The organism is Sphingopyxis sp. (genome assembly GCF_050725655.1).
Lineage (GTDB): Bacteria > Pseudomonadota > Alphaproteobacteria > Sphingomonadales > Sphingomonadaceae > Sphingopyxis.
This window is the reverse complement of sequence record NZ_JBOHHT010000053.1, coordinates 167,155-184,351: the sequence shown is the minus strand read 5'-3', so window position 1 is coordinate 184,351 and position 17,197 is coordinate 167,155. Positions and strand designations below refer to the sequence as shown.

The 17,197-nt window shown below is 61.8% G+C and carries 16 protein-coding genes; 9 read left to right on the top strand and 7 right to left on the bottom strand.

From position 1 onward, the window contains the following. Positions 1-58: 58 nt before the first annotated feature. From lpdA to ACREBX_RS07655, 3 genes are read right to left on the bottom strand one after another with little or no spacing between them, the layout of a single operon-like run. Positions 59-1,453 (bottom strand): dihydrolipoyl dehydrogenase, encoded by a 1,395-nt coding sequence (gene lpdA / locus ACREBX_RS07665; protein ID WP_431561157.1) that lies wholly within the window; start codon positions 1,451-1,453, stop codon positions 59-61. Continuing rightward, entirely contained in the window at positions 1,453-1,989 is a 537-nt protein-coding gene (locus tag ACREBX_RS07660) for a hypothetical protein (RefSeq protein ID WP_431561156.1), read from the bottom strand. Before ACREBX_RS07660 ends, lpdA begins: the two co-directional genes overlap by 1 nt. Beyond that, entirely contained in the window at positions 1,986-3,281 is a 1,296-nt protein-coding gene (locus ACREBX_RS07655) for a pyruvate dehydrogenase complex dihydrolipoamide acetyltransferase (RefSeq protein WP_431561155.1), read from the bottom strand. The genes ACREBX_RS07660 and ACREBX_RS07655 overlap by 4 nt, the downstream gene beginning before the upstream one ends. 172 nt (positions 3,282-3,453) lie before the next feature. On the opposite strand from ACREBX_RS07655, the gene ACREBX_RS07650 reads away from it, so the two are divergent. Then, positions 3,454-3,909 (top strand): universal stress protein, encoded by a 456-nt coding sequence (locus ACREBX_RS07650; RefSeq protein ID WP_431561154.1) that lies wholly within the window; start codon positions 3,454-3,456, stop codon positions 3,907-3,909. A 9-nt stretch (positions 3,910-3,918) separates the two neighbouring features. Here the strand turns inward: ACREBX_RS07650 and ACREBX_RS07645 are convergent, their stop codons facing one another. Then, positions 3,919-4,308, bottom strand: coding sequence for a hypothetical protein (locus ACREBX_RS07645; RefSeq protein WP_431561153.1), 390 nt, complete (start codon positions 4,306-4,308; stop codon positions 3,919-3,921). 117 nt (positions 4,309-4,425) lie between these two features. Between ACREBX_RS07645 and ACREBX_RS07640 the strand changes: the two genes are divergently transcribed. Then, positions 4,426-5,208, top strand: coding sequence for a helix-turn-helix domain-containing protein (locus ACREBX_RS07640; RefSeq protein ID WP_431561152.1), 783 nt, complete (start codon positions 4,426-4,428; stop codon positions 5,206-5,208). A 226-nt stretch (positions 5,209-5,434) separates the two neighbouring features. Here the strand turns inward: ACREBX_RS07640 and ACREBX_RS07635 are convergent, their stop codons facing one another. Further along, complete coding sequence (locus ACREBX_RS07635; RefSeq protein ID WP_431561151.1) at positions 5,435-7,618, bottom strand: TonB-dependent receptor; 2,184 nt, start codon at positions 7,616-7,618, stop codon at positions 5,435-5,437. A gap of 211 nt (positions 7,619-7,829) precedes the next feature. Here ACREBX_RS07635 and ACREBX_RS07630 point away from each other — a divergent pair, with 211 nt between their 5' ends. Then, positions 7,830-9,212 (top strand): sulfatase family protein, encoded by a 1,383-nt coding sequence (locus ACREBX_RS07630; protein ID WP_431561150.1) that lies wholly within the window; start codon positions 7,830-7,832, stop codon positions 9,210-9,212. On the opposite strand, the gene ACREBX_RS07625 is transcribed toward ACREBX_RS07630, so the two are convergent. Continuing rightward, a complete protein-coding gene (locus ACREBX_RS07625; RefSeq protein ID WP_431561149.1) occupies positions 9,206-10,207 on the bottom strand; it encodes a flavin reductase in 1,002 nt (333 codons plus the stop codon). The genes ACREBX_RS07630 and ACREBX_RS07625 overlap by 7 nt on opposite strands. A 94-nt stretch (positions 10,208-10,301) precedes the next feature. On the opposite strand from ACREBX_RS07625, the gene ACREBX_RS07620 reads away from it, so the two are divergent. The 3 genes from ACREBX_RS07620 (at position 10,302) to ACREBX_RS07610 (ending at position 13,423) form a co-directional block, all read left to right on the top strand. After that, positions 10,302-11,537: an acyl-CoA dehydrogenase family protein gene (locus ACREBX_RS07620; RefSeq protein WP_431561148.1), complete on the top strand. Its 1,236-nt coding sequence runs from the start codon at positions 10,302-10,304 to the stop codon at positions 11,535-11,537. After that, positions 11,537-12,118, top strand: a complete 582-nt coding sequence (locus ACREBX_RS07615) for a MarR family winged helix-turn-helix transcriptional regulator (RefSeq protein ID WP_431561147.1) — start codon at positions 11,537-11,539, stop codon at positions 12,116-12,118. Before ACREBX_RS07620 ends, ACREBX_RS07615 begins: the two co-directional genes overlap by 1 nt. 63 nt (positions 12,119-12,181) lie before the next feature. Beyond that, a complete protein-coding gene (locus tag ACREBX_RS07610; protein WP_431561146.1) occupies positions 12,182-13,423 on the top strand; it encodes a cytochrome P450 in 1,242 nt (413 codons plus the stop codon). A 287-nt stretch (positions 13,424-13,710) separates the two neighbouring features. Here the strand turns inward: ACREBX_RS07610 and ACREBX_RS07605 are convergent, their stop codons facing one another. Next, positions 13,711-14,640 (bottom strand): LysR substrate-binding domain-containing protein, encoded by a 930-nt coding sequence (locus tag ACREBX_RS07605; protein WP_431561145.1) that lies wholly within the window; start codon positions 14,638-14,640, stop codon positions 13,711-13,713. 115 nt (positions 14,641-14,755) lie between these two features. Between ACREBX_RS07605 and ACREBX_RS07600 the strand changes: the two genes are divergently transcribed. The 3 genes from ACREBX_RS07600 to ACREBX_RS07590 all read left to right on the top strand — a co-directional run bounded on the left by ACREBX_RS07600 (position 14,756) and on the right by ACREBX_RS07590 (position 17,138). Beyond that, positions 14,756-15,625 carry a pirin family protein gene (locus ACREBX_RS07600; RefSeq protein WP_431561144.1) on the top strand — a complete coding sequence of 290 codons (870 nt, stop codon included), beginning with the start codon at positions 14,756-14,758 and terminating at the stop codon, positions 15,623-15,625. Positions 15,626-15,770: 145 nt separating this feature from the next. Then, positions 15,771-16,409 carry a hydrolase gene (locus ACREBX_RS07595; protein ID WP_431561143.1) on the top strand — a complete coding sequence of 213 codons (639 nt, stop codon included), beginning with the start codon at positions 15,771-15,773 and terminating at the stop codon, positions 16,407-16,409. A 39-nt stretch (positions 16,410-16,448) separates the two neighbouring features. Then, positions 16,449-17,138, top strand: a complete 690-nt coding sequence (locus ACREBX_RS07590) for an isochorismatase family protein (protein WP_431561142.1) — start codon at positions 16,449-16,451, stop codon at positions 17,136-17,138. Positions 17,139-17,197 lie beyond the last annotated feature (59 nt).

The following is a 17,197-nucleotide window of genomic DNA, read 5'->3' as shown; positions in this document are numbered from 1 at the left end:
CAGTTGCAACGTCCGCTCGCTGGGTTCCCGCTTTCGCGGGACTGACGAAAAAAGCTGGTCAAATATGCAGCGGCCGTCCGAATGCCGCGAGCACGCCTTCGTGCATCGTTTCGCTCAGCGTCGGATGCGGGAAGACGGTGCCGATGAAATCATCCTCGACCAGTTCGGCGGTCTTGCCGATCGTATAGCCCTGGATCAGTTCGGTGACCTCGGCGCCGATCATGTGCGCGCCGAGCAGTTCGCCGGTCTTTGCATCGAATATGGTCTTGGTGAACCCCTCGGCTTCGCCCAGCGCGATCGCCTTGCCGTTGCCGATGAAGGGGAAGGTGCCGGCCTTGACCTCGTAGCCGAGCTCCTTGGCCTTCGCCTCGGTCAGGCCGACGCTGGCGATCTGCGGGCGGCAGTAGGTGCAGCCGGGGATGTTGCGCGGGTCCATCGCGTGCGGATGATTGCCCGCGATCGCTTCGACCGAAATCACCGATTCGTGCATCGCCTTGTGCGCGAGCCACGGCGGCGCGGTGACGTCGCCGATCGCCCAGATGCCGGGGACGTTGGTGCGGCACATCGCGTCGGTGTCGATATGGCCCTTGGTGGTTTTCACGCCGAGCGTTTCGAGGCCGATATTCTCGGTGTTCGGGACGATGCCGATCGCGACAATCGCGTGGCTGAAATCGGCGGTTTGGGTCTTGCCGTCCTTCGCCTTGATCTTCGCGGTGACGCCGGTGGCGGTCGCCTTGAGTTCCTCGACGCCCGCGCCGGTGTGGATCGTCATGCCCTGCTTCTTCAGCGCCTTTTCGAGGAAGGCCGAGACGTCGGCATCTTCGACGGGAACAACTCGGTCGAGCATTTCGACCACCGTAACTTCGGCGCCCATATCGCTGTAGAAGCTCGCGAACTCGATCCCGATCGCGCCCGATCCGATGACGAGCAATTTCTTCGGCATTTCGGGCGGGACGAGCGCGTGGCGATAGGTCCAGATGCGCTTGCCGTCGGCGGGCGCGAACGGCAGGTCGCGGGCGCGGGCGCCGGTCGCGACGATGATATTTTTCGCGGTCAGGGTCTCGATCCCCTTCTCACCCTTCACCTCCAGCTTGCCCGGCGCGGTCAGCTTGCCCTCGCCCATATGGACGGTGATCTTGTGCTTCTTCATCAGGAAGGCGACGCCCTGGCTCAGCTGTTTTGCGACCCCGCGGCTGCGCTTCACCACCGCGTCGATGTCGGCGCTGATCTGCTGCGCGATCAGGCCGTAATCGCCCGCATGCTGCATATAATGATAGATTTCGGCCGAACGCAGCAGCGCCTTGGTCGGAATGCAGCCCCAGTTGAGGCAGATGCCGCCAAGATTCTCGCGCTCGACGATCGCGGTTTTCAGGCCAAGCTGCGCCGCGCGGATCGCCGCGACATAGCCGCCGGGGCCCGAGCCGAGGACGATGAGGTCGTAGTTTTCAGGCATCAGTCAATGCTCTCCCAAGGAGCCAAGTCAAAATTAAAATTTTCTTTCAAACGCATAGAAAGGCTACGCCAAGCTTCGGTTGTTTTGCGTGTGTCAGAAAACTCGGCGTAATCATCAAGCGGAACGGTTACATTGATCGTGTATTTCGTTCCTGGGGACAGCCAAGGGCGCCCACCTTGAAAGGAATCTAAATGAGGTTTACCCAGAACGACATCCAGCATGAGATTTAACTCCATCGATTGCACCTTGCTCGCTGCAATAACTTTGTCCAAATCATGATGGCCACCTCCATCTCGAGCTAAAGCACCGCCCCACATGCTCACAGATCCTAGCTTACCTTCTCCAACATAAGAGGCGATCGTGCCGCGGCGTGGAAGAGCACGAAGAGATAAAGGAAGGTAAACTGTAAAGAACGGGCCTCTTCCATTTCCATCGGACGGGCCAATTGAGACCCAAGAACCTGTAAGCGACCAACGAGCGCGATGGGATCGGTAGATTATTGAATCGTTGGTATCTTTTACTTCAACGCCGATCACGCCACCAGCCCCAGCGGGTTCTCCACCAGTTCCTTGAAGGTCTTCATCAACAGCGCGCCGTCGGCGCCGTCAATCGCGCGGTGGTCGAAGCTGCCGGTCGCCGACATAACCGTCGCGATCGCCAGCGCGTCGTCGACGATGTACGGCCGCTTCTCGCCCGCGCCGATCGCCATGATCATGCCCTGCGGCGGGTTGATCACTGCGGTGAACTGCTTGATCCCCATCATGCCCATGTTCGAGATGCTGGCGGTGCCGCCCTGATATTCATTGGGCTGGAGCTTGCCTTCCTTCGCCTTCGCCGCGAGCTCGGACATTTCGGTCGAGATTTTCGACATCGACTTGCCGCCAGCGTCGACGATGATCGGGGTGATCAGGCCGCCGGGGATGCTGACCGCGACCGAGATGTCGGCGCGGCTGTACTTGCGCATCACATCGCCGCCGAACGAGACGTTGCACGCGGGCACGCGTTCGAGCGCAACCGCCAGCGCCTTGATCAGCATGTCGTTGACGCTGAGCTTGACGCCGCGGCTTTCGAGGCTGGCGTTGAGCTCGCCGCGCAGCTTGAGCAGCGCGTCGAGGCGGATGTCGACGGTCAGGTAGATGTGCGGCGATTGCTGCATCGACTCGGTCAGGCGGCGCGCGATCGTCTTGCGCATGCCGCTGAGCTTTTCGTCTTCGTGCGGGATACCGAAATCGGGGATCGCGCCGCCGGTGGCCGGTGCGGGGGCTGCTGCTGTTGGAGCGGCGGCGGCGGGAGCCGGCGCGGCGGTTGCTGCCACGCCAGCGGGCACGCCTTCCAGGTCAGCCTTCACAATACGGCCGCCGGGTCCCGTGCCGGTCAGGCTCTTGAGGTCAATGCCCTGTTCGGCGGCGAGGCGCTTGGCGAGCGGGCTCGCCTTGATGCGATCGCCCGATGCGGCGGGAGCTGCCGCAGGAGCCGGAGCCGCCGCGGGAGCAGGCGCCGGTGCGGCGGCGGGCGCGGGTGCCTCTGCTTTGGGTTCGGCGGCGGGAGCCGGCGTCGGAGCCGCCTTTGCGCTTCCGGCATCTTCGCCCTCGCCCGCGATCACCGCGATCACGGTTCCGACCTTCACATTGTCGGTGCCTTCGGCGACGAGAATCTGGCTGACGACGCCTTCGTCGATCGCCTCGAACTCCATCGTCGCCTTGTCGGTTTCGATTTCGGCGAGCAGGTCGCCCGATTTGACCGTGTCGCCTTCCTTGACCAGCCATTTGGCAAGGGTGCCTTCCTCCATCGTCGGCGAGAGGGCGGGCATTTTCAGTTCGATTGGCATGGTTAGGCGTGTCCCTTTGAACTTTGGGCGTCAGTCTCGCAGGCGTCGCCTGCCGCTACGGTTTGTTCCTCGCCTTAAGCCCTGCGTCGGTCAAGGTCTAGCGGGCCAACTTGCGTTTCATACGAATGTGACGCACTCTTTGCCCCAAGCAAAAACACGAGGGGTCGGGGCGATGCGGACATATCTGGTGGTGATCGACAACAGCCCGGAAGCGACGCTGGCGCTGCGCTTTGCCGCGCGCCGCGCGGCGCGGACGGGCGGCGGCGTGATGGTGCTGGCGATCATCCCGCCGCAGGATTTCGTCGCGTTCGGCGGCGTCCAGGCGACGATCGAGGCCGAGGCGCGCGAGCATGCCGAGGAACTGGTGGCCGCTGCCGCTGATGCGGTGGTGCAGGAAGCGGGCGTGACGCCGCAGGTGATGGTCAAGTCGGGCAAGCCCGCCGAGGTGGTGTGCGAGGTGATCCGCGCGAATGACGAGATCGCGGCGCTGGTGCTCGCGACGGCAGCGAGCGGCGCACCGGGGCCGCTCGTTACCTTCTTCACCGGACAGGATGCGGGATCGCTGCCCTGCCCGGTGATGCTGGTGCCGGGTGGGATCGATCTCGCCCGGCTCGATGCGCTGAGTTAGCGCACCGCGTCAGACGACGAGCGAGCGCGGTGCGCCCGCGTCCTTCCATTCGAGGATGGCAAAGCCGAGCACGCCGAAGGCTTGTGCTACGACGACCGCGATGCCGAGGCCGGTCATCTGCGCGGCAACGGTTGCGACCACCGCGAAGCTCGCCGCGACCCAGCCAAGGTTGCCGAGTGCGATGAGTTTGACCAGCGCCGGATTTGGCACTGCCTGCCGCGCGGCAACGATCATCAGGAGCGCGGCGGCGAGGCATATCCAGCCACCGATCGCGACGACATTTTCGGGCAGCCCGAGCAGCGCGCCGACCGGCGCGGCGGCGAAGAGGCCGATGGCAAAAACGCCTCCGCAGGTGATGGCGTCGGCGACGAGGATGTTCTTCAGGTTGAGGATCGACATGTGGGTTCTCCTTTCGACCCCCTCAAACTGGACTCGAAAGTGAATGGCGTCGATTACGCCGGAGGTAATGGAAAACAGGAAGGCGGAGGTATAGCTCTCCGGACGAAGGAGACGATCATGCAAGTCGCGACGCTGGGCGAACAATTGCGCGAATGGCGCACCCGCCGCCGGATGAGTCAGATGGACCTCGCGCTCGATACCGAGATTTCGACGCGCCACCTGAGCTTCATCGAGACGGGGCGGTCGAAGCCGAGCGCGGCGATGCTCGGACGCATTGCCGACTGCCTCGAGGTGCCGCATCGCGCGCGCAATGCGATGCTGCTCGCGGCGGGCTATGCGCCCGACTATCGGGAGCGGCCGCTCGACAGCCCCGAAATGGCCGGAATGCGCGCCATCGTCGAACATGTGCTGAAGGGCCACGAGCCCTATCCCGCGCTCGCGGTCGACCGGCACTGGAACAAGATCGCGGCGAACGGGGCGATCGCGGTCCTGATCGAACAGGTCTCCCCCGCCCTGCTGGCGCCGCCGGTCAACGTGCTGCGCATCGCGCTGCACCCAGAGGGGTTGGCGCCGCAGATCGTCAACCATGGCGAATGGCGCGCGCATATCCTCCACCGGATCGACCTGCAGATCGAGGCGAGCGGCGACGCCGGGCTGATCGCGCTGCGCGAGGAACTCGCCGGCTATGCGGTCGAGGCGAATGACAATGGCGGGGCGCCTGTGAGCGGAATTGCCGTGCCGTTAGTGCTCGACACGATCGCGGGGCGGATTTCCTTCGTGTCGACCGTGACGATCTTCGGAACCCCGGTCGATATTACGCTGTCGGAGCTCGCGATCGAAGCGTTCTTCCCGGCCGATGCGGAAAGTGCGGCCTTGTTGCAGAAACTGGCAAATCAATAGCCCGTCATTCCTGCGAACGCGGGGACACCTATGATGACGATTTTGGCCGTTTGCTGTCGGTCTGCTTAGCGGCCTGCTTCAAGGCAAGCGGACGAAGCAGGCTATACATTTGTCCCCTCCATTTCCTAGGCATGCCCAAAATCCGGTCACTGCGAAATGACTATGCAGACGGTTGACAGGCATCAGCACGAAGCGGTGCGTACAAGCTGATGCCTGTCTTTATGCTTCAATACTGTAACCGCAACTGCACCGCGATGGTGCGAGGCGGCTGGACATATTTGGACACGATGCCTGCTGCGAGAGGCGTATTGAACGCGTGCCCCGCCGTCAGCTCATCCGTAAGATTCTTTCCAACAACGGCTATCTCCCATCGCTTGTCAGCGCGGCGTACCCCGAGCCGCAAATCGAACTTTGCGTAACTCTCCTGCGCTGCGGCGGGATTGTACGACTCTTCAAGAAATGCCTGGCTCCTGAAAGTCGCGCCTCCATTGGCAAGAAACTCAAGGTTGCCCCCGATCGGAAGAACTATATCGGCGAAGAGAGTTCCGCTCCACTTGGGCGACCGTGGAAGAGGCTCGCCGGCCGCATTGTTATTCGCCGGGATGCAGCCCGGGTTGGTGAACGGACAAGGCGCTCCAGGAAAATCGAGATATTTTGCGTCGAGATAGGCAAGCGAGCCGTTGAGTGAGAAACCGTTGACGATCTGAAAGGTGAAATCGGTTTCCACACCCTGGCTGCGGGCTTTACCCGCGTTGCTCGTGATGAAACTGTTGCTGAAAGCGTCGAACGACGAGACTTGCAGGTTGGTGAAATCGGTGCGGTAGGCGGCAATGTTGAAGCGCAGACGGCGATCGAAAAGTGCGAGCTTCGCACCGATTTCATATGTTTCCGCCTGCTCCGGTTCTATCTGGAATTGTGCCGGAGTCGTCGTCGACTGAGCACCGATGAAGCCGCCAGCTTTCGAACCTTGGCCATATGACGCGTAAAGCATCGCATCGCGCGCAATGTCCCATTGGATGGTGACCGACGGATCCCATTCCTTTTCGATACGGCGGCCCGACAGCGGGGTGACAATCCACGTGGGTTGCACGACGCCCGTGTTGGTCCGCTGCTGTGTCGCTTCCTTCCGGTCATAGGTGTACCGAAGACTTCCGAGAAGCCGCAGGTGGTCGTTCATGTGGAAAGTCGCGCTGCCGAATCCCGACCAGGCGAAATTCTCCTGGCGGAATGCGCGGTCTGAGCGCCCGTTGAAAGGGCCGAATGCGATTAGCGTCGAACCGAAAAGATCATAGTCATTAATGTGGACATAGCCGCCGACGATATATTCGAAACGGCCCGTTGTCGGGGAGGCAATCCGGATCTCCTGCGACATCTGGCTGAACTTTTCCGCGAAGCGTGACGCGAGGGCGGGTGTAGGGCCGAAGTCGGAATCGATCTTCTTCTCGAAGTCATAAGCCGAGTAGCCGGTAACCGACGTCAGGACATGATCTCCGATGTCGATGTTGGCCGTCGCGCTCGCATTGACGTTGTTCGTATTGTCGAAGTCCTTGTCCATGAACCCAGGAAAGCCGCTGGTCGCGCGGCGAAGGTCGGGGTCGTCGGGCGTCGTGTAGCGCTCGACCGCGTTACCGGTCAGGTCGACCTTGCCGCCCTCGACTCGAATCAGCAGATCGGCGCCATTGCCGGGATCGATGAGGACCGACGCCCGGCCGAACAGGCTCTTGCGCTTGGGCTCCATCCCTCCGAGCTGCGTATTCTCGACATAGCCGTCGCTGTCTTCATATTGGCCGGCTATGCGGACGCTTACCGCGTCGCTGACAGGTCCCGACGCGACGCCGAAAAGGCGGGTCCCTCTCTGCTCGAACTCATAGCTTCCTTCGGCTGTAGCGTGGAAATCGCGCGTCGGCCGGGCGCTCACGATACTGATCGCACCCGCGCTAGTGTTCTTTCCGACGAGAGCGCCTTGCGGGCCGCGCAATACCTCGATCCGTTCGACATCAAGGAACGGTGCCTGGAACTGCCGCGCGTGGCCGCCGTAGATGCCGTCGACAAACAGGCCGACCGTCTGCTCGAAAGCAAGATTGCCCGGCGCGGAACCGATGCCGCGAATGTAGAATGCGTTATTGCCGGGCGTTGATTGCACGTAAAAATTAGGGACGTAGCGGTCGAGCTCGTTGAAGTCCTGGATACCCAGGTCGCGGAGTTTTTCGCCGCCAACCACGGTCATCGAAATCGGCACATCCTGTATGTCCTGCTCCCGCTTCTGAGCGGTGACGACGATGATGCCGCCGTCCGCGTCCGGTTGGCTGGTCGTTTCCTGTGCAAATGCGCCGACGGGCGTCAGGGCGACAACCGCGGACGCCATGAGGCCGGCGCGGAGCAGGTGGATACGCGTTGCAACACAGTTCATGTCTCTCTCCCTCCATGGCACCGGCCGCATAGCGTGCGCCCGACGTTGCAGCGGCCCCGGTTGACCCGGGTGCGCGAAGCTGCCGAGATTCATTTAGACTTCTAAGTATTATTTGTAAAGTAGGTTGACATATTTTCCACATTGCGCGACGCTCTCGACACCGCGAATGCAACGGAAATGCTTGGAAGATCACGGGTTGGGAGAAGAATCGATGTTGGCTCGGCGAAGCATGATGAAGGCGGGTCTCACCACGGCCGTCGCCGGATTATTGGGAGGAGCTTCTCGCCCGCCGGGCAAGGATCAGCCCAATATTCTCTTCATTCTTGCAGATGATCTGGGCTTTGCCGATCTCGGCTGCTTTGGCCGCGACGATTTCGCAACCCCGGCGCTTGATGCGCTTGCTGCCGGGGGCTTAGCGATGCACCGCTCCTATGCGAACAGCAGCGTCTGCTCGCCAACCCGCCTTGCTCTGATGACCGGCCAATATCAGTATCGCTTGCCAGCCGGGCTTGACGAACCGCTTGGCGTCAATCCCGCCCTAGGCTTGTCTGATGCCGTGATGACGCTGCCGGATATGCTAAAACGTGCGGGCTATGCGACCTCGCTGGTCGGCAAGTGGCACCTGGGCGGCCTCCCGCAATATGGACCGCGGAAGAGCGGCTATGATCGCTTCTTCGGAATTTATGAGGGCGGTGCAGACTATTTCGCGCACGGGATGACGATCCGGGGCAAATTCAAGCATGATCTGTGGGAGAATGAGACCGAGATCCACCGAACGGGATATCTGACCGATCTCATTACTGAGCGCTGCGTCGAAGAACTTGGGCTCTTCTCGCAAACCTCGTCGCCCTTTTTCCTGAGCGCCCATTACACGGCGCCGCACTGGCCGTGGGAAGGGCCCGAGGATGAGGACGTCGCGAACAGGATCCGGGATTCCTTCCATTATGACGGCGGCTCCGACGCGGTCTATGCGGCGATGGTCCGGAGCCTCGACAGGGGCGTTGGCCAGCTGCTAGCCGCGCTCAAGGCCAATGGCCAGGCCGACAATACCATCGTCATCTTCACTAGCGACAACGGCGGCGAACGTTTCTCGAAAGTCTGGCCGCTGCGCGGGATGAAAGGGGAACTGCTCGAAGGCGGCATCCGTGTGCCGACGCTGCTGCGTTGGCCGGGCCGCATCGCAGCGGGGACGCGGAGCGACCTCGTCCAGATCACGATGGACTGGGTGCCGACCCTGCTCGCGGCGGCGGGCATTGTCGAGGACGATTGCCCCGCACTGGACGGGCACAACCTCCTCCCAGCGCTGCTCAATGCCTCGATCGGCCCTGACCGCATGCTCTTCTGGCGGCACAAGGCTCAGGATCAGTGCGCCGCGCTTGCGGGCAAGATCAAATATCTCTCGCTGGGCGGCCACGAATTTCTATTTGATGTCGAGGCCGATCCGCGCGAAGTCGCCAACCTCAAGACCGCTGACCCCGCGTCCTTCGCGCGGCTGAAGGCGGCGTTCGAAGGGTGGAACAGCAAGATGCTTCCCTATCAGCCATCGAATTTCAGCTACGAGCTTCGCGGCAAGGGCAACCTTGCCGGTTATTGAGCAGAAGCGTCGGCAGTGATTTCTGGTGGCGGCCCCCAATCCCGCGCGAGCGTTGCACGAAGGGTTTCGAAGGTCCTGCGGCCGATGCGCGTGGCAAGGTCCTTGTCGATCTTCGCGAGGATCTCGAGTGCGTCGTTCCGCAACTGCTGCGATTTCTCGCTGAAAACGACGATGGAGGCCCGCTTGTCGGTGGGGTCGGGTTCGATAGCGATCCACTCGCGCTCGACCATTTCCTGAAGCATCTTGCTGACGCCTTGGCGCGTGATGCCGAGGTTGCGCGCAAGGTCGATCGGGCGGCGGACGCCGAGGGCGATATTGGCGAATGCCATGGACTGTGAACGCGAGACCTCCTCCCATCCACGTGCCCGCAACGCCGATTGGAGGCCCTCGTCGAACCAGTAGAAAGCCCGCATGACATCGAGCATCAGGAAACCGTCGCGCATCTCGCCCGCATCGCCCACATGCGCCGAATTCGCAACCAAATTGAGCGCAGCCCTGGCCAGCGGAAGCACATAGCCGCCACCGTGAAAGGCGAGCGGGAGGAGGTGGCACCGTACTTCTGTCGAAGTAACCTCGCCAATCACCACCGAATGGGTCGCATGTTCGACAATCCGGACCGGCCTCAGCATGATGCTCGCGCAGGCATCGGCAAGCCGCGGCGGGCAACCCTCGTCATGCCGCCAGTCGCCCACGAGGAAGCGTTCGTCCGCGGGCACGCCGCCGCCGCACCGACGCGAGACCTCGCCCTGATCCTCGGCGAGCAGATTGAGACAGATATGCGAGCCCTCTGCCACCGCAGCATGGGTCGCGTTCGAACGGTTGATGCAAAGAAGCATCGTCGGTGGGTCCATACTGACCTCACAAAAGGCGGTGGCTGCCATAGCGAACTTCTTCTCGCCGCGGGTTGAGGTCACGACGGCGACCGGCCTCGCGAGAATACGCAACGCCGCGCGCAGCCCTGCGCCCTGATCGAGAAAAGGAGCATCGGTCGTCATCGCCCCCCTTCATGGCACGCGCAATATTTTTGTCAACCTAGTTGACATTTAGAAGCGGGGCGTCTTATCGTGTGACTGTATAAGGGAGAGATTGATGTCCGAAAGCCTGGCCGACCGCCGCATCCCAGCGGGCGACGATTTCCTGTCGCCGGAAGAGCTCGCGGCGATCACGCCGGAGGTATTGATCGAACGCGTCCGTGCGCTCAAACCGCTTATCGAGGCGCGTGCAGCAGATGCCGAGACAGCCCGGCGACCGGACGACGAGGTATGGAGCGCGCTTCGCAAGAGCGGATATTTCTACATGTACGTACCGCGCCGGTTCGGCGGGCTGGAATTCGACCCCGACACCTATATCAGCGCGACGCTGCCGATTGCAGAAGGCTGTCCCTCGACAGGTTGGACGGCCTGTTTTGCGGCCGAGCATAATTGGCTGATCGCGCAATATCCCGAGGCAACGCAGGCGGAGGTCTGGAAGCAGACGCCCTATGTGATCGCCCCGAGCGCCGCATCCCCGCCCGGGACGGCAACCCCCGTCAACGGTGGCTTCCGGCTGTCGGGACGCTGGAAGTGGGGGACCTGCGTCATGCATGCCGATTGGGTGATGCTGAACGCACTTCAGCCGGTCGACGGCGGGCCGCCGATCGTGCGCATGATGCTGATGCCTGCAGACCAGGTCGAGGTCATCGATAGCTGGCAGATGGCCGGGATGGCCGCGACGGGCAGCAACGATATGCGGGTCGAGGACCTGTTCGTTCCGGAAGGCTATCAATTCGAGGTGCAGCCGGTGCGATCAGGCCGGGGCAATGGCCGGTCGATTTACGGCGCGGGACTTTACGGCTCACCGATGCTCCCCAATCTTTGCGTGACCGCTTCGATACCGGCGCTAGGCGCGGCGCGGCAAGCGATCGCGCTTTGCAGGCAGCGGCTGCAGGCGCATACGAAGCTCGGCAGCACGACGACCAGCGTCGAAAAGCCGGCTGCGCAGATGCGCCTCGCGCGCGCCGACCTTCTGGCGCGCTCCGCCGAGCGGACCATTCGCGCCTCGGCGCGCGAGAACATCGCCATCGGCGCGATCGACGAACCGGCACAGACGACCGAACGCATCCGCCTTCGCGCCGAGATCGCGATCGCAGTCCAGCAGTGCGTCGAGGCTATCCGCACTTGCTGCGAGGCGGTCGGCTCGTCCGTTCATGCGCTCGATAACCCGATGCAGCGACTTCTGCGCGATGTGCAGGTGATGCAGAGCCATATCGTCTACGATCTTGATGTCGCGACCGAGCTCCATGGACGGGCGCTCGTCGGGCTCGCGCCAAATTCGCAGCTTCTCTGATGTCATCTTCCGATCGTTCCCGCCTGCACCGCTTCTCCGGGCTCGAGGACAGCATCGGCTATATGGCACGGATCATCTTCCGGCGATTTTCAGCGTCGGTGGAAAGGCGCACCTCGCCGTTCGGAATAACGACGGGGCAGCTGGCGGTTCTGCGCGCGCTCTGGATCGCCGACGGTGTCGCTCAGCACCAGCTCAGCGAAAGCCTCGAACTTTGCGAGGCAACTGTGGCCATCTCGCTGCGACGGCTTGAAGCTATCGGCGTCGTGCGTCGCCAGACCAATAGCCTGAACAGGCGCGAGACCCTCGTCTTCCTGACAGACCTCGGCCAAACACTGGAGGCGGCGATTGGGTGGGTGCCACGGGCGGTCAACACACTGGCATTGGGCAACTTCACGCCCGCCGAGGCCGACACGCTGCATGACCTGCTACTGGTCGTCCATCGCAATCTTGCTGAGAATGAGCAGCCAATCTCTAGGCCCATAGCAAAAAGGGTCCGCAGGAAGCGGAAACCTGCCCCGCTGTTTGCGTCCGGCGAGCTGCACGACATCCGCGATCCGTCGCACGGCGTAGCCGCTCCGTGACGGATGGTTCAAAGCGGCCGCGCGCGAGGACACTGCCAAAAGATGATTGAGAGGGAGAGTGACATGGCCGATTCAACCACGCCGGATGCAGCAGCCGGCAGATGCGATCCTGCGAGATTCGAGACCTTCGCAGCCGGCCACCCCTTCACGTTATACGCAGCGGCCCGCGAAAAGGAGCCGGTCGCGCTTTTCGAGCATGAGGGCTGGCGATACCGTTACCATGTTCTCACCCGCTATGCCGATATCGACTCTGTCTCGCGCGACACCGACAATTTCACCTCGACGCATGGATTTCGCCTGCCGCATCTTGAGGAAGGTTGCCAGCCGCCATCCGAGATTGCCGAGACGATCAGCTCGACATTCATGGGCAGCGACCCGCCGAAGCACGGGATCACCCGAAAGGTGCTTCAGCCGCATTTCATGCCGAGCATGCTGCGACAGATCGATGAGGAGGTGCAAGGTGCGGTCGACGGCCTGATCGACCGCCTCCGCGACCGGGAATCCATCGAGTTCGTCTCCGAGTTCGCAGCGATCGTGCCGATCTTCACGCTCATGCGACTGCTCGGCGCACCCGAAGGAGACGCCGAAAAAATCTATGACTGGACCAACCGTCTCGTCGGCGCCAACGATCCCGAATATAATTCTGAACCCGCGCAATCTGCGGCGGCGTTCATGGAGGTTTTCAACTATGGTACGGCCCTGCTCGAAGAGCGCGAGACCTCCCCAAGCGGGGACCTGTTAAGCGCGGTCGCGATGCTGCCAAAGTCTGATTCGCGCGAAGAGATGGCCCGGCGTGGGCTGTTCACGACGCTGCTTGCGGCGGGAAACGAGACAACGCGAAACTCGCTTACCGGCGCCATCATCGGGCTCACGAAGTTTCCGGACCAGAAGCAGGCGCTCATCGATGACCCTTCCCTGATCCCGAACGCGGTGCGCGAGATTGTGCGCTATGTCAGTCCCGTCTTCCAGATGATGCGCTTCGCGAAGCGCGACGTCGAGGTGGGTGGTCGGAAGATCGCCGAAGGCGAAGCGGTTGTAATGCTCTACGGCGCAGCCAACCGCGATCCGGCCATGTTCGAAGATCCCGACAGGCTAGATGTGCGCCGAGCGAACGCCAATCGCCACCTCGGCTTCGGCGTCGGTGTCCATCGCTGTATCGGTGCACCCGTCGCGACCCTGCAGCTCGAAAAGATGATCGCTGCGCTTCTCACCAATTTTCCCATGATCAAGGCGGCATCGGAGCCCGATTATCTACGCAGCAATTTCGTGTCCGGCATCAAAAGGCTCGACGTGCGACTTCGTTGAGCAGTCGGCTGCCCAAACATATCGCCCCTATGCGCAACCAAGAATGGCCGATAGCGGATCATCCGCTTTGGGGGATTCATCGCGACAAAGACCACGTCCTATGTTGGGCGCATTCACGACCAAGGGCCCGTGGCAAGAATGCACATGACGCTACAAACCTCGACGCGTCATGATCGCTTACCCGCGAATAGGGCACGTGGTCTACTGGAAGAGCCGCAATGAGTGGCCAGCGCCGTCGCGCCGCTAGCCCTATGACTCTCTAAGCCGATCAATTGTCCAGTCATATCCTAAGGCTGGTGCCCATCGATGGCCCGCGCCGCGCGAGAGCGCTGGATAGCACATTCATCGGCAAGGAAGTCCAGCAACGCCCGCACCGACGGAAGCAACCCTCGTCGTGATGAAAATACCGCGTGAACAATGCCGCTGCGGGGTCGCCATTCGGGCAGGACATGGACGAGCCGACCGGCATCGATATCCTCCCAGATCATCATGGTCGGAAGCTGGACAATGCCTACCCCGGCAAGCGCCGCTTCGCGTAGCGCCGCCATGTCGTCGGTGACGAGTCGGGGGCGATGCGGGATCAGCGCCTCTTGACCACCGGAATGTTCGAGGCACCACTGATGCTCGCGATGCGCGGGACCAAGATCGAGGCTGGGGTATCGATTGAGGTCGGCAGGTGACGCAAGCGGTTCCTTCAAAATATCGGGACTGGCGACGAGGCATTGCGTGCTCTCGTCGAGCCGGCGCATGACGAGGTCGGTCGGTTCGAGTGGCGGGAAGCGCACGCGGACGGCAATGTCGAACCCTTCGGCGATCAGGTCGACGCGGCGGTTGGTGCTTTCCAGATGGATTTCGACGCCGGGATTATCGATCATGAACCGCGCAACAAGGGCACCGAACTGGAAATTGATGAGCGCGACGGGACAAGCGATCCGGACGACACCGCGCGGCTCGGCACGCACCTCCGCAATAATCTGTTCGGCCGCCTCCGCTTCCACCAGCATGGCCGCGCAGCGATCATAGAATTCGTGGCCGATCTCGCTCACGGAGAAGTGCCGCGAGGACCGGTTGAGCAGGCGTACGCCCAGCCGCTCCTCGAGCAGCAGCACACGCCGGCTGAGCTTCGATTTCTGAATACCGAGCGCCCGTCCGGCGGCAGCGAAACCGCCATGGTCCACAACCTGAACAAAATAATAGAGATCGTTGAGATCCTGCATTGTCTCACTGATAGGACGCTGCGTCGAGTATCGCAATCTTCTGGCCCCATCGTCTCGATGCTATCTGCATAGCAACCGCGATCGACGACCAATATGATCGCTTCGGAGACGAACGATGCAGAAAAATATTCTCGGCCGCTACGGCAATAACCATGGCCATTGGGTGGGTGACGGTTTTCCGGTCCGCTCGCTCTTTTCGTACAACAGTCTGGGCGCGCATGTCAGCCCGTTCCTGCTGCTCGACTATGCGGGCCCGCATTATTTCGCGCCGACCACCGACCGGCGCGGAGTCGGCCAGCATCCGCATCGCGGCTTCGAGACCGTGACCATCGTCTATGACGGCGAAGTCGAACATCGCGATTCCACGGGCAATGGAGGCGTTATTGGCCCCGGCGACGTGCAGTGGATGACCGCCGCGGGCGGCATCATCCATGAGGAATATCACTCACCGGCCTTTGCCAAGACCGGCGGACCGTTTCGTATGGTGCAGCTGTGGGTCAACTTGCCCGCCAAGGACAAGATGGCGCCCGGCGGTTATCAAGGCATCGTGTCGGCCGACATTCCCGTCATCGACCTGCCCGGCGACGCCGGAACGGCCCGGATCATCGCGGGCGAATATGGCGGTGCGAAAGGGCCGGCGCGGACTTTTACGCCGATCAACGTCTGGGATGTCCGGCTGAACCGCGATGCCGATATCACGCTCGACCTGCCCGAGGGTCATACGGCGATGCTGATCGTCCTGACCGGGCACGTCACGGTTGGCGGTACACAGGAAGCCGGTGAGGCGGAAATGGTTCTGCTCGACCGCAAAGGCAGCGATGTCGCGATCCACGCCGATGGCGAAGCGACACTTCTGGTTCTCACGGGGGAACCGATCGACGAGCCCATCTTTGGCCACGGCCCGTTCGTGATGAACAGCGAGGCGGAAATTCGCCAGGCTGTCGACGACTATAACAGCGGCCGCTTCGCGCGGATCGCAGCATAAGGAAAAGGCCCCGGTCGGTCAGCGACCGGGGCCTTTTCCTATCGAGATCGGGACGGCGACAGCTCGCACCGTCCTCGCACCGCCGGAATATATTCCGCGCGGAACCCTGACGAGCGCCAACCGACCGACAGAAGGGAATAGCATCATGTCCAGCGAACCAATCCGCGATCCCGCGACCGATCATCTGCTCACGCCGCAGAATTCGGCTTTCATCGTCATCGATTATCAACCGATCCAGGTCAGTTCGATCCGGTCGATGGATCGCGACGAACTGGTGTTCAACATCGTCAGCACCGCCAAGGCGGCGGTCAATTACGGGCTGCCGATCGTCCACTCCACAGTGAACGTCGCGACGGGACGCAACAAGCCGCCGATCCAGCCGCTGATGGACATCCTCGGCGACTATCCGACCTATGACCGGACCTCGATCAACAGCTGGGAAGATGTCGAATTCAAGAAGGCAGTGGAAGCTACCGGGCGAAAGAAGCTGATCATGACTGCCTTGTGGACCGAGGCCTGCCTGACCTTCCCCGCGCTCGACGCCATCGCTGAAGGCTATGAAGTCTATGCCGTCGCCGATGCGGTGGGAGGCACTTCGGCCGCGGCGCACGAAACCGCGCTGCGCCGGCTCGAGCAGGCTGGCGTCAAGCTGATCAGCCGCGTCCAGCTTTATTGCGAACTCCAGCGTGACTGGAACCGCGAGGACACCGTTCCCGGTTTCATGGGCGTGTTCGACAATTTCGACGGCTTCAATGTCGAAAAAGCGATGGAAGAAGCCAGCTAGGCAACTTCGGACGCAACCCTTCGACCAGGAGATAGAGAAATGACCATCCCGAATACCATCGCCAATTTCAACGGCGCCCGTCCCGTCATCGATCCCGATGACGCTGCGATGTTGCTGATCGACCATCAGAGCGGTTTGTTCCAGACCGTTGGCGACATGCCGATGACCGAATTGCGCGCCCGCGCCGGGGTGCTTGCGTCGATCGCGACGCTCGCCAACATCCCGGTGATCACCACCGCTTCGGTTCCGCAAGGTCCGAACGGACCGCTGATCCCCGAAATCCATGCCAACGCCCCGCATGCCAAATATGTCGCACGCAAGGGCGAGATCAACGCATGGGACAACCCGGATTTCGTCGCGGCGGTAAAGGCGACCGGCCGCGGGACCCTGATCATCGCGGGAACGATCACCAGCGTCTGCATGGCTTTTCCTTCCATCAGCGCTGTATATGACGGCTATAAGGTGTTCGCCGTGGTCGATGCGTCGGGAACCTATTCGAAAATGGCTCAGGAGATCACGCTTGCGCGTGTCGTGCAGGCCGGTGTCGTGCCGATGGATACCGCTGCCGTCGCGTCGGAAATCCAGAAAACATGGCACCGCGACGACGCCGACAAATGGGCCGAAATCTATACGAAGATTTTCCCGCCCTATCAGCTCCTGATCGAAAGTTACGCCAGGGCACAGCAAGTTGCCACTGAGCATGAACAGCTCGATTCGAGCCGAATTTGATCGCCATCCCGGCGCGCATCGCGCGCCGGGATCAACCTGAGACGATCGAATTGGCGATC

What these genes read in the sequence shown, in the direction of transcription:
- lpdA (WP_431561157.1), bottom strand. Translation starts at nt 1,453, where the DNA reads ATGCCTGAAAACTACGACCTCATCGTCCTCGGCTCGGGCCCCGGCGGC.
- ACREBX_RS07655 (WP_431561155.1), bottom strand. Translation starts at nt 3,281, where the DNA reads ATGCCAATCGAACTGAAAATGCCCGCCCTCTCGCCGACGATGGAGGAA.
- ACREBX_RS07650 (WP_431561154.1), top strand. Translation starts at nt 3,454, where the DNA reads ATGCGGACATATCTGGTGGTGATCGACAACAGCCCGGAAGCGACGCTG.
- ACREBX_RS07645 (WP_431561153.1), bottom strand. Translation starts at nt 4,308, where the DNA reads ATGTCGATCCTCAACCTGAAGAACATCCTCGTCGCCGACGCCATCACC.
- ACREBX_RS07640 (WP_431561152.1), top strand. Translation starts at nt 4,426, where the DNA reads ATGCAAGTCGCGACGCTGGGCGAACAATTGCGCGAATGGCGCACCCGC.
- ACREBX_RS07635 (WP_431561151.1), bottom strand. Translation starts at nt 7,618, where the DNA reads ATGAACTGTGTTGCAACGCGTATCCACCTGCTCCGCGCCGGCCTCATG.
- ACREBX_RS07630 (WP_431561150.1), top strand. Translation starts at nt 7,830, where the DNA reads ATGTTGGCTCGGCGAAGCATGATGAAGGCGGGTCTCACCACGGCCGTC.
- ACREBX_RS07625 (WP_431561149.1), bottom strand. Translation starts at nt 10,207, where the DNA reads ATGACGACCGATGCTCCTTTTCTCGATCAGGGCGCAGGGCTGCGCGCG.
- ACREBX_RS07620 (WP_431561148.1), top strand. Translation starts at nt 10,302, where the DNA reads ATGTCCGAAAGCCTGGCCGACCGCCGCATCCCAGCGGGCGACGATTTC.
- ACREBX_RS07615 (WP_431561147.1), top strand. Translation starts at nt 11,537, where the DNA reads ATGTCATCTTCCGATCGTTCCCGCCTGCACCGCTTCTCCGGGCTCGAG.
- ACREBX_RS07610 (WP_431561146.1), top strand. Translation starts at nt 12,182, where the DNA reads ATGGCCGATTCAACCACGCCGGATGCAGCAGCCGGCAGATGCGATCCT.
- ACREBX_RS07605 (WP_431561145.1), bottom strand. Translation starts at nt 14,640, where the DNA reads ATGCAGGATCTCAACGATCTCTATTATTTTGTTCAGGTTGTGGACCAT.
- ACREBX_RS07600 (WP_431561144.1), top strand. Translation starts at nt 14,756, where the DNA reads ATGCAGAAAAATATTCTCGGCCGCTACGGCAATAACCATGGCCATTGG.
- ACREBX_RS07595 (WP_431561143.1), top strand. Translation starts at nt 15,771, where the DNA reads ATGTCCAGCGAACCAATCCGCGATCCCGCGACCGATCATCTGCTCACG.
- ACREBX_RS07590 (WP_431561142.1), top strand. Translation starts at nt 16,449, where the DNA reads ATGACCATCCCGAATACCATCGCCAATTTCAACGGCGCCCGTCCCGTC.